Annotated in this window: 12 protein-coding genes; 8 read left to right on the forward strand and 4 right to left on the reverse strand. The window is 72.3% G+C overall.

Annotation, left to right across the window (positions count from 1 at the left end; genetic code table 11):
- Nucleotides 1-29 precede the first annotated feature (29 nt).
- A complete protein-coding gene (locus tag ABD211_RS12600; protein WP_344129821.1) occupies nt 30-1,121 on the reverse strand; it encodes a mechanosensitive ion channel family protein in 1,092 nt (363 codons plus the stop codon).
- A 121-nt stretch (nt 1,122-1,242) separates the two neighbouring features.
- Between ABD211_RS12600 and ABD211_RS12605 the strand changes: the two genes are divergently transcribed.
- The gene (locus ABD211_RS12605; protein WP_344129786.1) at nt 1,243-1,806 is read left to right on the forward strand and encodes an HNH endonuclease; all 564 of its coding nucleotides are present in this window, start codon (nt 1,243-1,245) and stop codon (nt 1,804-1,806) included.
- Here the strand turns inward: ABD211_RS12605 and ABD211_RS12610 are convergent.
- Entirely contained in the window at nt 1,803-2,411 is a 609-nt protein-coding gene (locus tag ABD211_RS12610) for a class F sortase (RefSeq protein WP_344129789.1), read from the reverse strand. The genes ABD211_RS12605 and ABD211_RS12610 overlap by 4 nt on opposite strands.
- Before the next feature lie 5 nt (nt 2,412-2,416).
- Nucleotides 2,417-2,965, reverse strand: a complete 549-nt coding sequence (locus tag ABD211_RS12615; protein ID WP_344129792.1) for a hypothetical protein — start codon at nt 2,963-2,965, stop codon at nt 2,417-2,419.
- A gap of 254 nt (nt 2,966-3,219) precedes the next feature.
- Here ABD211_RS12615 and ctaJ point away from each other — a divergent pair, with 254 nt between their 5' ends.
- Both ctaJ and ABD211_RS12625 read left to right on the forward strand, forming a co-directional pair.
- Complete coding sequence (ctaJ, locus tag ABD211_RS12620; protein ID WP_344129795.1) at nt 3,220-3,465, forward strand: aa3-type cytochrome oxidase subunit CtaJ; 246 nt, start codon at nt 3,220-3,222, stop codon at nt 3,463-3,465.
- Nucleotides 3,452-3,868: a DUF5130 family protein gene (locus ABD211_RS12625; RefSeq protein ID WP_344129798.1), complete on the forward strand. Its 417-nt coding sequence runs from the start codon at nt 3,452-3,454 to the stop codon at nt 3,866-3,868. The genes ctaJ and ABD211_RS12625 overlap by 14 nt, the downstream gene beginning before the upstream one ends.
- Nucleotides 3,869-3,928: 60 nt before the next feature.
- Here ABD211_RS12625 and pepN read toward each other — a convergent pair whose 3' ends face one another.
- Complete coding sequence (pepN, locus tag ABD211_RS12630; RefSeq protein WP_344129801.1) at nt 3,929-6,490, reverse strand: aminopeptidase N; 2,562 nt, start codon at nt 6,488-6,490, stop codon at nt 3,929-3,931.
- A 210-nt stretch (nt 6,491-6,700) separates the two neighbouring features.
- Here pepN and ABD211_RS12635 point away from each other — a divergent pair, with 210 nt between their 5' ends.
- From ABD211_RS12635 to ABD211_RS12655, 5 genes are all read left to right on the forward strand, one after another.
- Nucleotides 6,701-7,297 (forward strand): DsbA family protein, encoded by a 597-nt coding sequence (locus ABD211_RS12635; protein WP_344129824.1) that lies wholly within the window; start codon nt 6,701-6,703, stop codon nt 7,295-7,297.
- Nucleotides 7,298-7,343: 46 nt separating this feature from the next.
- Nucleotides 7,344-9,356, forward strand: a complete 2,013-nt coding sequence (locus ABD211_RS12640; RefSeq protein WP_344129804.1) for a glycosyltransferase — start codon at nt 7,344-7,346, stop codon at nt 9,354-9,356.
- Nucleotides 9,357-9,725: 369 nt separating this feature from the next.
- Entirely contained in the window at nt 9,726-10,049 is a 324-nt protein-coding gene (locus ABD211_RS12645; RefSeq protein WP_344129807.1) for a hypothetical protein, read from the forward strand.
- 76 nt (nt 10,050-10,125) lie between these two features.
- Entirely contained in the window at nt 10,126-11,337 is a 1,212-nt protein-coding gene (locus ABD211_RS12650) for a DUF1015 family protein (RefSeq protein WP_344129810.1), read from the forward strand.
- A gap of 20 nt (nt 11,338-11,357) precedes the next feature.
- Entirely contained in the window at nt 11,358-11,828 is a 471-nt protein-coding gene (locus ABD211_RS12655) for a ribose-5-phosphate isomerase (RefSeq protein ID WP_344129813.1), read from the forward strand.
- The last annotated feature ends 105 nt before the right edge of the window (nt 11,829-11,933 follow it).

Raw genomic sequence — 11,933 nt, forward strand, 5'->3', positions numbered from 1 at the left:
CGGACTGATTCCGGAGCGTCACATATGCGTCAGGTTGCTCCGCCGACGCCCGGATGCTGGGGATCGGTCGGGTTCGCGGTGTCGGTGCCGTTCGTCGCCTCCCCGGGACTGCCCGGGCGCAGGAGCAGGCGCGCGGCGCTGAGCTGGCTCGTGATGCCGGCCCGCTCCAGTGCCTCGGTGAGCCGGCGGCGCAGCTCGCGGCCGACGCGCCACTGCGCCTCGGACGTGGTCTTCGCGGTGACCCGCAGCACCGTTCCATCCACTGTGATCTGTTCAACACCGAGGACCTCCGGCGCGTCGATCAGGTCCGCGGCGTACTCGGGGTCGTCGGCGAGCGACGTCGCGGCCGTGCGCAGGACGCCGGTGGCCTCCTCGACGCCGGCGAAGCCGATCGGCGTGTCCACCACCACGACCGCCCAGCCCTGGCTCTTGTTGCCGACCCGGATGATCTCGCCGTTGCGGATGTACCACAACACGCCGTGCCCGTCGCGGATCGTGGTGACGCGCAGCCCGACCGCGACGACCGTGCCGTTGGCCTCGCCCACGTCGACCACGTCGCCCACGCCGTACTGGTCCTCCAGCAGCATGAACAGGCCCGCGATGAAGTCCTTCACCAGGTTCTGCGCGCCGAAGCCGACCGCGAGGCCGGCCACGCCGGCGCCGGTCAGGATGGGTGCGAGGTTGAGCCCCAGCTCACTGAGGATCATCAGAAACGCGATCGAGAAGATCGTGGCCGACGCGACGCTGCGCAGCACCGAGCCGAGCGCCTCGGCCCGTTGGCGGCGGCGCTCGGAGCGGGCGCCCGTGGCCTCCTGCAGGGCGACCGGCATCCGCTCCCGCAGCGGGTTGAACAACCCGTGGAAGCTGCCCGTGCTGACGTTGCCGATGACCTTGTTGATGACCCGGTGCAGCAGCCACCGCGCGATCAGCGCGAGCAGCACGATGCCGATGATCGTGAGCGGCTTGGCCAGCGCGTAGTAGCTGCTCTCGGCGAGCCACCGCTGCCCCGTCTGCTTGAACAGCCATTCGCAGAACTCACTGTTCCGTTGGCAGGTCGGCGTCGGCTCGATGCTCGGGGTCGGGATCGGGGTCGGTTCGGACAGGAGGGCCACCAGGGTCATGCTCACGGCTCATTTCGTACCGCACGCGTCGCGGATGGCCAAACGGCGCCCCACCGTAGCGCGATTGGGGCTCGCCAACGGGCGATCCGTCAGGGACTATTGGTTCGGGAGGTGCGTGACGATGTCCGGCATACGACCCAGGGGCGACTCCGCCGCGCTGATGCTCAACGCGACGTACGAGCCGCTCGGGGTCGTGTCCGTGCGGCGGGCCGTCATCCTCGTCCTCTCCGGCAAGGCGGTCTGCGTCGAGGACGGCGAGGGCATCCTGCACAGCGAGCGGTCGAAGATCCCGATACCCCTGGTGGTCCGGCTCACCCGCTACGTGCGCGTGCCGTACCGCAACCATGTCGGGCTCTCCCGGCGGGCCATCTTCGCCCGCGACGGCGGCCGGTGCGCCTACTGTCGCGGTCCGGCCGAGACGATCGACCACGTCATGCCGCGAAGCCGCGGCGGACGACACGCGTGGGAGAACGTGGTGGCGGCGTGCGCACGCTGTAACCACACGAAAGGCGACAGGACGCCAGCCGAACTCGGCTGGCGTCTTCTTGTTTCGCCCGCGGCGCCGAAGGGCGCCGCGTGGCGCGTCCTGGGCCACCGCACGCCGGACCCGCGCTGGGCCAACTGGCTCGACGTGGCCAACGTCGTGCCGCTGTCCGACCCGGCCGACGAGGCGCGGGCGGCCTAGGCCGGCACGCGACGGGCGAACACCACGACGTTGTCGGCGTAGCCGGTCTCGCCGCCGACCCACCGGCCGCCGCACGTCACGAGTACGAGCCGGGCCTCGCTGGCGTCGCCGAAGATCCGCTTCACCGGGAACGCCGTCTTCGGGAACGTCTCGACCGAGTCCACGCGGAAGGCAGCGGTGTGCCGGTCGCGCCGGTGCACCTGGATCAGCTCGCCCCTGCGCAGCTCGCCCAGGCGGTGGAAGACGGCCGGGGCGTCGCGGGTGTCGACGTGTCCGACGAGCACCGCCGCGCCGGACTGCCCCGGCGTGGGTCCCCGCTCGTACCAGCCGACGGCGGCGCCGCGCGGGTCGCGCGGCGGGGCGATCGAGCCGTCGGAAGCCAGGCCCACGGGCACGACCTCGGCGCGTACGCCGATCTCCGGAATGAGCAGGACGCTCGGCGCCGACGGCCGGTGCAGGCGGTCGGCGTCGGCCCGCGCGTGCGCCGCCCACAGGTGGCTCAGGGTCGGCAGGCCGGTGAGCTGGCCGGCGCCGATCCCGAGCGCGAACAGCCCGACCACGCAGAGGACGAGGGCCACGATGGCCGCTCGCGGCCGGTGGCGCATGGCCGTCAGCGGGTGCGGGCCGGGGTCCGCCGCCGCAGCGCGTGGACGCCGAAGGCCACGCCCGCGACGAGCGCGCCGGCGCCCACGGCCAGCCAGGCCCGGGCCGCGGCCGAGTCACCGGCACCGGCGAGGAACCCACCGCCCGTGTGCGGGCCGGACCCGCTCGGCGTGTAGGCGCCCTCCTCCTCGGCGGATTCGTCGTGGTTGAGGACCCAGACCGTGGTGGTCGCGGTCGAGCCGGTGGGGCAGGTCAGGGTGACGTCGTAGCCGCCCTCGGTGAGCGACTCGGGCACGGTGACCGTGGCGGTGAGGGTGCCGTTCTCGGGCTTGACGACAACGGTGCCGAACGCCTTGGAGTGCACCTGGGCGTCGTTGGTGTTGCCCTCGCAGCTCGCCTTGATCTTGGCTTGGTACCCGGCGTTGACCGTGCTCGGGGTCACCTGGATCCAGACGCCGGACGCGTATGCCGGGGCGGCGGGCCCGAGGATCATGAGCGCGGCGGCGGCGACGCCGGCCAGGCCGCGCAGGAGGACCGGAATGCGGGGAACTCTCATGGCTCGCACACCCCTTCGGGCCCGTGACGCGCACGCGGGCGCATCGCCGTCCCCTGCATCGTCCCAAGAAATCAAGCGTGATTTACCCTAAAGCCTGTAAGAGTGAATTGCCCGGTTCATGGTTGACTGCGTGCCGTGTTCGGGCTGACCGGCCCACCCCGGGAGCGGTGGCGGCCCCACCTGCCGCTACCGTGACAACGACGTGGGACTCCCTAATACCGCTGGGGGCGTTGAGCTTGGGGTTCTTGAAGACGGTGGCGGTTCCGCTGGCGATCGCGCTCGCCGTCATCTTGTTGATCTACGCGGTCGTCTACGCCGGGAGCGCGAAGCGTGCCAAGCGCTACCGGCCCGGTCGCCCGTTCACCTTCACCCCGGTGTGGTTCCTCGCGGCGCCGGACCGCCAGCTGGTCGGCGCGGGCGAACACAGGCAGCTGACGGGCGCCGCCGGGGCGGCGGACCGTCCGCACGGGCAGACCGGAGGCGCAAGTGACCGCTGGTGAGGTGACCCACGCGGCGGCGACGCCGACCTGGCACCCCGAGGTGCTGGACGGGCCGCTGACCACGAGGCAGCTGCTCCGCGTCGACGAGGCGCTGCGCATCGCCGACCGCACCACCGAGCTGACGTTCAGCGTCTACATCGGTGACCTGGCCGACCCGGCCCGCGGCGCCGCCGAGCGGCTGCACGGCGAGCTGGTCGACCCGGACCAGTCCGTGCTGATCGCCATCTCGCCCAACCAGCGGGTGCTCGAGATCGTCACCGGCGAGCGGGTGCGCCGCCGGCTGCCCGACCGCGAGTGCAAGCTCGCCGCGCTGTCCATGGCGGCGGCGTTCGGCGGCGGCGACCTGGCCGGCGGCATCGTCTCGGGTCTCGCCCAGCTGGCCGACCACGCGGGCAAGCCGTAACAGACATCACACGGCGAAGGCCGGGACCCGACCGGGTCCCGGCCTTCGCCGTGTCGGCGCTCAGGCGGCGGTCGCGTCCTTGGCCCGGGCGGCCACGGCGCGGACGACGCCGTCCTTGCCCTCGGCGACCAGGCGGCGCAGCGGGGCCGGGTGGCCCTCGGTCGCCAGCCAGGCGTCCGTCGCGGCGATGGTCTCCTCGCTCACCTGGTTCGACGGGTACGCGTAGAGCAGGAACTCCTGGGCCGGCTCGCTGTCGCGGGTGGCCCAGATGTCGGCGACGACCTCGAAGAACTTCGCCACGTACGGCTCGGTGAGCGCCCGCTGGGCCGAGTGCTGGAAGCCGACCAGCAGCGACCGCTGCAGCCAGTTCGCCAGCTTCTCGGGGCCGGTGAGCTGCCGCCAGACCTCGGCCTTGTTGGCCTCGGTCGGGATGAGCGCCCGGGCCGTGGCGGCCTCCCGCTCGCCGCTCGCGGTGCGGTCGGTGTCCAGCTCCGCCTCGATCTCGCCCTCGCCCGCCGCGCCGTTGGCGACCAGGGCGCACAGCAGCGACCAGCGCAGCTCGGTGTCGATCTTCAGTCCGTCCGGCACGCCGGTGCCGTCCAGCCAGCCGCGCACCGTCGCCAGGTCGGCCTCGTCGCGGGCCGAGGCCGCGAAAGTCCTGGCCCAGGTCAGCTGGAAGCCGCTGCCCGGCTCGGCGGCGGTGACGGCCGCCCGCGCGGTGTCGGCGAGCAGCTTGCGCCCGACCGGCTCCCACTCGGGCACCACGTACGAGCCGAGCGCGAGCTGCACCTGCCGCAGCGTGGTGGTGATCAGGTTGATGTCGGTCTCGGCGGCGACGCCCGCGCAGACCAGCTTGACGTACTCGCGGCCGGCGAGCTCCGCGTCGCGGACCATGTCCCAGGCCGCGGCCCAGGCGAGGCCCCGCGCGAGCGACGAGTCGAAGCCCGCGATGTGCTCCACCACCGTCGCCATGGAGCGCTCGTCGAGGCGCAGCTTCGCGTACGTCAGGTCGTCGTCGTTGAGCAGCAGCACGTCCGCGGCGCGCACGCCGGCCAGCTGTGCCACGGTCGTCTCGGCGCCGGCGACGTCCAGCTCCAGCCGTTCGCGCCGCACCAGCCGGTCGCCGTCGAGGTCGTAGAGCCCGATCGCGAGGCGGTGGGTGCGCAGCGTGGGATGCGCGGCGGGCGCCGTCTGCTCGATGACCACCGACGAGTACGTCCCGTCGGCGGCGATCCCGACGCGCGGGCGCAGCGTGTTGACCTGCGACGTCTCCAGCCACTGGGCCGCGAAGTCGCGCAGCTGCCGCCCGGAGGACTCCTCGAGCGCCGAGAGCAGGTCGTTGAAGGTGGCGTTGCCCCACGCGTGCGCCGCGAAGTAGGCGCGCAGCCCGTTGACGAACGCCTCCTGGCCCACGTACGCGACGAGCTGTTTGATCACCGACGCGCCCTTGGCGTACGTGATGCCGTCGAAGTTGACCTCGACCGCCTCGACGTCGGTCATCTCGCAGTAGACCGGGTGGGTCGAGGAGAGCTGGTCCTGGCGGTACCCCCAGTTCTTGCGCAGCGACTGGAACGTCGTCCACGCGTCGGTGAACCGGGTCGCCTCCGTGTTGCACCAGTGCGAGGCCCACTCGGCGAACGACTCGTTCAGCCACAGGTCGTCCCACCAGCGCATGGTCACGAGGTCGCCGAACCACATGTGGGCCATCTCGTGCAGGATCGTGTTGGCGCGCTGCTCGTACTCGAAGTCGGTGACGGCCGAGCGGAAGATGTAGTACTCCTCGCCGTGCACCACGCAGCCGAAGTTCTCCATGGCGCCGGCGTTGAACTCGGTCACGAAGACCTGGTCGTACTTGGGCAGCGGGTAGCGGACGGCGAACTGCTCGTGGAAGAAGTCGAAGCCCTGCCTGGTGATCAGGAAGATGTCGTCCGCGTCCAGGTACTGCTTCATGGTGGACCGGACGAAGATGCCCATGTCGATGCCGTCGTGGGTCTCCCGCACCTCGTGGTACGGCCCGGCGCAGACCGCCGTCACGTAGGTGCTCATCTTCGCCGACGGGGCGAAGTGCACGATCTTGGCGCCCTCGACGTCGGCGGGCTCCTCGGCCGCCACCGGCGAGTTGGAGATCACCTTCCAGTGCGCGGGGACGACCGTGTGGAAGGTGTAGACCGATTTGAGGTCGGGCTGGTCGAAGCACGCGTACGCCCGCTGCGCGTCGGCCGTCTCGAACTGGCTGTAGAGGTAGACCTCCTTGTCCACCGGGTCGACGCTGCGGTGCAGGCCCTGACCCGAGTTGGAGTACGGGAAGTCGGCGTCGACCACGAGGGTGTTCGTGGCCGCCAGGCCGGGCAGGGTCAGGCCCTTCTCGGCGGTCCAGCCGCTGATGTCCAGTTCGGTGCCGTTGAGGGTGGCGCTCCGCAGGCGCTCGGCGGCCGCCTCGATGAACGTGGTGGTCCCCGGCTCGGCGCACGTGAACGAGATCGTCGTCGTGGACCGGAAGGTGCCCTCGCCCGGCCCTCCTGTGCCGTCGGTCAGGTCGAGGGCGATGTCGTACCCGGTTACGTCGAGCAGGCGGGCGCGTTCCCCCGCCTCGGCCTGGGTGAGGTTGCGCGTTCCTGACACCAGTGGTTCTCCGTCCAGTCTCCGCTGTGTTCGTCCGCGTAGACGCTACGGCCGAAGTCTGCCACGTGTCGCGGGGTTTGCTCCGGGTGGCGGAATTCACCATGGGCGCGGATCGTGGAATATCCACGCGCGCCTCTGGGTCGGTAACGGGTGAATGCTTTGTCGACTCTGTCGCTAGGAGAATCCGTGACCACGCGCACACCCGTCACCATGTACTTCGACCCGTCCTGCCCCTGGGCGTGGATCACCTCGCGTTGGCTGCTGGAGGTCGAGCGGGTGCGACCGGTGGACATCACCTTCCGGGTGATGAGCCTGGGCGTCCTCAACGAGCACAAGGACATCCCCGAGCAGTACCGGGAACTGATCAAGGGTACGTGGGGCCCGGTCCGGGTGGCGATCGCCGCGGAGCAGAAGTACGGCCCCGAGGTGCTCGGCCGCCTCTACACCGAGCTGGGCACCCGTATCCACGTGACCAGGGAGCGCGGGCCGGAGGCGATCGCCGCGGCGCTGCGGGCGGCGGGTCTCGACGAGTCGCTCGCTGCCGCGGCCGACGCCACCGAGTACGACGAACGGCTGCGGGAGAGCCACGAGGAGGGCATGCGGCCGGTCGGCCAGGAGGTCGGCACCCCGGTGGTCCACGTGCCCGGCCCGGACGGGGAGCTGATCGCGTTCTTCGGCCCCGTCGTGACCCCCGCCCCGAAGGGCGAGGCGGCCGGGAAGCTGTGGGACGGCGTCCTGCTCGTCGCCGGTACGGACGGTTTCTTCGAGCTGAAGCGCACCCGCGACCGCGAGCCCGTGGTCGCGTAGGGCGTGTTCCGTACGTAGAACTCATATACAGACATAACATGCCCGCGTGCCGATAAAGGTCACGGTCGTCGTGGCGGCCTGCAACGCGGGCCCGGGCCTCATGCTCACCCTGCGCTCCCTCGACGCGCAGACCATGCCGCGGGACGCCTTCGAGGTGATCGTGGTCGACGACGGGTCGACCGACGGCACCCCCGACGTCCTGCGGGCCGCCGTACCCACCCGGCCGTGGCTGCGCGTCGAGGAGATCGCGTACTCGGGGTCCGCGAGCCGCCCGCGCAACGTCGGCACCGGCCTCGCGCGCGGGGAGTACGTCCTCTACGCCGACCCGTACGACGAGCTCTTCCCCGAGGCGCTCGCCCGGGCCTGGCAGTACGCGGCCGGCAACGACGCCGACGTGGTGATCATCAAGGAGCTCGGCCCGGACGGGTGGGAGACGTTCCGGTTCAACGAGCCGCGCGCGAACCTCGACGAGCACGTCCTGGCCCTGCTGACGCCGCACAAGCTCTACCGCACCGGGTTCCTGCGCGAGCACGCCATCCGGTTCCCCGAAGGGCCGGCGGCGCTCGCCGACCACGCGGTGAACGCCCTGGTGTTCGCGAGGGCCCGGATCGTGTCGGTGCTCGCCGACTACCCCTGCTTCCGGCCCGCGACCGCCCGGCCCGACCCGGCCGACCCCCGGCTGGTGTGGTCGGCCGTGCGGCGCGACCTGTACGTCGTCTCCCGGGCCCTGCCGTCCGGACCGCGCCGGGACGCCCTGCTCATGCGCTGGTACCGGGGCTGTCTGCTGGCCCGCGTCGGTCCGCCCCTGCTGGGGCTGGGCGCGATCTCCCGCGAGGCGACCGTCCGGTTCGCCGCCGAGCTGCACCACGAGTTCCTCGGTCCGCAGCTGGACACGGTGCTGTCCGCCGTCGAGCGCCCCCGTGCCCGGCTCTGCCGCGCCGGCGACCTGCCGGGCCTGGTCGGCCTCGCGGCCGTCGACCGCGGCGTGACCGCCCGCCCGGACCTGCTCGACGCCGCCTGGCGGCAGGGCGCGCTGGAGGTGGCGGTCGCCGCGACGCTCGTGGATCCGGACGGCGTGCCGCTGCTGTTCCACCGCGACGGCGACCGGGTGTACCGCATCGTCCCGCCCGAGCTGGCCGGCACGCTCACCGACGAGGAACTGGACGTCACCGACCTGCTGCGCGGCCGGGTGGAGCTGGGCGTGCGGGGTCGTTCCTCGCGGGTGGAGTGGGTGCTGCCGTCCCACGGCCGCGTGGAGTATGTCGACACGCCGGCGGGCACCGTGGCCCGTGGCTGGTGCGCCGCGCGCCTCTACCCGGGCGCCGCCGCCTACGGCAGGCCGCTCGACGAGCGGCTGTGGGACCTGACCGTCCGGTTCACCGCGCTCGGGTACGTGTCGCACCGCGCCGTGCCGGCCCGCGGCGGGGTCGGCCCGGCGCTCATCGACGGGCGGGCGGTCGTCCCGTTCGCGGCGAGCGACGCCCAGCTCAGCGTGGACCTCGGCCTGGGGACCGCGGGCCTGCTCCCAGCGGCGGGCCTGACCCCGGCCGACGTCACCCATGTCGACGCCCGCCTTGAGCTGCGCCTGCCGCCGATCCACCTGGACGGCTTCGCCGCCGCGCCGGGCGAGGTGATCGTGGGTGGCGTCGGCTACCCCGCCGAGTGCCGCACGATCGACGGCCGTTCGCTGGTCCGCGCGCCCGTGCCGCCGATGGCCCACGGCCCGGTGAGCGTGCGCCTCGTCGACGAGCCCGCCGCGACGGGCCTGATCCTGGTCCCCGGCCCGGACGGCCGCTCGCACCCGCGCCGTGAGGCGCCACTGCCGGCGTCCTTCGCGGACCAGCACGAGCCGTCACCGCCCGACCGCCTGCCGCACCGCCACCGCATCCCCGCGATCGGCGCCCACGTGGACACGCACGCCAGGCGCCTGGAGCCCGCGCACGCCCCCGGCCAGCACAGCCCTCGGCCCCGCAGACTGGTCCAGCGGATGTACCGCCGCCTCGCCGTGCCGTTCCAGCGGGCGGCCCGTCGTATTCCGGGCCACATTGACGAACAGTGACGTCCGGGTGCGTCACTGTTCGTGATCGCAGGCTGGGGCGCGTGTGTCGTTGCTAACCCACTTTGCTCTGCTTCCCTATAGGCATCACCATCCTGAGCTGCACGAACAGCGCACCCCAATTCCTTTGCTACCAAGGGCTTCGCGACGCAGGGTGACCGATGCCTATAGGGAAGCAGAGCAGAGTGGGTCGCTCACCCACCCCACATCCCCAACCGCGATCACGTTGCGTAACAACACTTTTCCACGACAACCCGTAACCGAAAGGGATGCCCCTGATGCGGGTGAGAGGTCGTCACGCCGCCAGCCCAGGTGTCGTTACGAAGAGTAGTGACGCCGGCACGGTCCGGCGCCCCCGGTGAGGGAGGATTCATGGTCTCCGAGCGCGAGTGGTGGGCCTGGCAGGACGGTCGCCGGGACGACACCGACTGGGACGAGTTGGCGACCGCGCTGCCGCCCGAGGTCGCGGCGCTGCTCAACGCGATGGACGCGGGCGGCGGCGACGAGGACGAGAGCTGGCCGGCGCCGGACGACCCGTGCGCCTTCGGCCCGGCCATGGTCGGGACGGCCGCGGAGCCGGCCCGCCAGCCCAGTGCCAGTGCCACGTACGCCGCGTGCACGCCGAGGTTCCTCGCGCCCGCGCCGCTGCGGTCCAGGTCACAGCGGGTGCGTCAGCACGCGAGCCGGGTGCGGTGAGCTGGTCTTCCCACGGTCCGGACACTGTCCGGCGTGCCGTACCCGCGATGACCGGCCAGCCGTTAGCGTCGCGGTCATGACCGTGGTCCACCCCATTGCCCGCGCCTGGATCTCCACCGGCGGCACGGGCGCGCGCAACTACGACGAGTTCGCCGACGACGCCGAGATCACCGAGATCATCCGGGCGAACGCGGACAGCGCGTTGGCGATCGAGATGCCGCACCGGGCGCCCGAGAGCCTCGGCCGGAGCTTCCTCGACGCCCTGCCCGACGCCGTCGCCCGGCTGAGCCAGCAGAAGGCCGACGGCAGCTACGCCGCGGCCGAGGGCGTCGTCGCGCTCTACCGCATCGGCGAGCCCGACCGCCCCGACGAGGCGGCGTACGGGATCTTCGCGATGGTGGACACGGACCAGATCTCCACCAGTGCCGACGAGCCGGGCCTGGTCATCCGCAACGAGGACGTGTTCATCGAGAAGGTGCGCGAGCGGGTCGCGCTGGCCGACGCGACCCGGCACCTCCTCTCCCCGGTGCTGCTCCTGCAGACCGGCGCGGGCGAGCGGCTGCACGCGGCCCTGCGCCTCGCCGCCGACGCTGCCGGGGCGCCCGCCGTCACGGACATCGACCACGTCGGCCGCACGCACGCGGTCTGGGTCGTCACCGGCGAGCTGGCGGCCGAGCTCGCGGTCGTGGCCGGCGCGGGCGAGCTGGTCGTCGCGGACGGCAACCACCGCAGCCTCGCCGCGCAGACCGGCGGCCTGAGCCGGTTCCTCGCGGTCATCACCACGCCGCAGTCGGTCGAGATCCAGCCCTATCACCGTCTGGTCACCGAGTCGACGGTCAGCCCCGACGAGCTGGTGGACCGGTTGACCGCGGCCGGCGCCGTGGTCACCGAGGCTGCCGCGCCGGTCGGCATCCCGCCGCAAGGGACCATCCACGTGTACGGGCGCCAGCGCGCCTTCGCCGTGCGACTCCCGACGGCCGGGGCGGGCGCGGAGTCCATCGTGGACGGCATGGACCACGCCGCCGTGGAGCGTTCGCTGCTGCGCGACGCCCTCGGCCTCGACCCGGGCGACAAGCGCATCGTCTACGTGGGCGGCGACTACCCGCCGGAGTGGCTCACCGGCGAGGTCGACGCCGGCCGGGCGGACCTGGCGATCCTCATCGCCCCGGTGACCGTCGAGGAGTTCGTCGCGGTCAACCTGGCCCGTCTCAAGATGCCCCGCAAGAGCACCTGGTTCACCCCGAAGGCCCGCGGCGGCCTGGTGCTGGCCGACCTCACCGCCGAATAGGCCTCTGGGAGACTGTCGCCATGCGGGTTTACATAGGGTCGGACCACGCCGGTTTCGAGCTCAAGCAGCACCTGGTCGAATACCTGACCGGCCAGGGTCACGACGTCGTCGACGTGGGTCCGCACGTGTACGACGCGGAGGACGACTACCCGGCGTTCTGCTTCCACACCGGCGCGCGGGTGCTCGCCGACCCGGGCAGCCTCGGCGTCGTCATCGGCGGCTCGGGCAACGGCGAGCAGATCGCCGCCAACAAGGTCCCCGGGATCCGGGCCGCCCTGGCCTGGAACATCGCGACCGCCGGCCTGGGCCGCCAGCACAACGACGCCAACGTGGTCGCGATCGGGGCGCGCATGCACACCCCCGAGGAGGCGGCCGCGATCGTCACCGAGTTCCTCGGCACCTCGTTCTCCGGCGAGGAGCGCCACGCCCGCCGCATCAAGCAGGTCGCGGCGTACGAGGGCGATCACGAGCTGCCGCCGCTGCCCTCCTGAGGCGTCTCCGGCGGCGTCCAGTAACGCCGCACGACCGTCAGCTCCGCCTCCGCGGGCGCCGCGTCGGCCGCGCGGAGCCGGGCGGCGTCGCGTGCCCGCAGTGCG

Origin of the sequence: Luedemannella flava (genome assembly GCF_039528515.1) — a bacterium.
GTDB lineage: Bacteria > Actinomycetota > Actinomycetes > Mycobacteriales > Micromonosporaceae > Luedemannella > Luedemannella flava.

What these genes read in the sequence shown, in the direction of transcription:
- ABD211_RS12600 (WP_344129821.1), bottom strand. Translation starts at nt 1,121, where the DNA reads ATGACCCTGGTGGCCCTCCTGTCCGAACCGACCCCGATCCCGACCCCG.
- ABD211_RS12605 (WP_344129786.1), top strand. Translation starts at nt 1,243, where the DNA reads ATGTCCGGCATACGACCCAGGGGCGACTCCGCCGCGCTGATGCTCAAC.
- ABD211_RS12610 (WP_344129789.1), bottom strand. Translation starts at nt 2,411, where the DNA reads ATGCGCCACCGGCCGCGAGCGGCCATCGTGGCCCTCGTCCTCTGCGTG.
- ABD211_RS12615 (WP_344129792.1), bottom strand. Translation starts at nt 2,965, where the DNA reads ATGAGAGTTCCCCGCATTCCGGTCCTCCTGCGCGGCCTGGCCGGCGTC.
- ABD211_RS12635 (WP_344129824.1), top strand. Translation starts at nt 6,701, where the DNA reads ATGTACTTCGACCCGTCCTGCCCCTGGGCGTGGATCACCTCGCGTTGG.
- ABD211_RS12645 (WP_344129807.1), top strand. Translation starts at nt 9,726, where the DNA reads ATGGTCTCCGAGCGCGAGTGGTGGGCCTGGCAGGACGGTCGCCGGGAC.
- ABD211_RS12650 (WP_344129810.1), top strand. Translation starts at nt 10,126, where the DNA reads ATGACCGTGGTCCACCCCATTGCCCGCGCCTGGATCTCCACCGGCGGC.
- ABD211_RS12655 (WP_344129813.1), top strand. Translation starts at nt 11,358, where the DNA reads ATGCGGGTTTACATAGGGTCGGACCACGCCGGTTTCGAGCTCAAGCAG.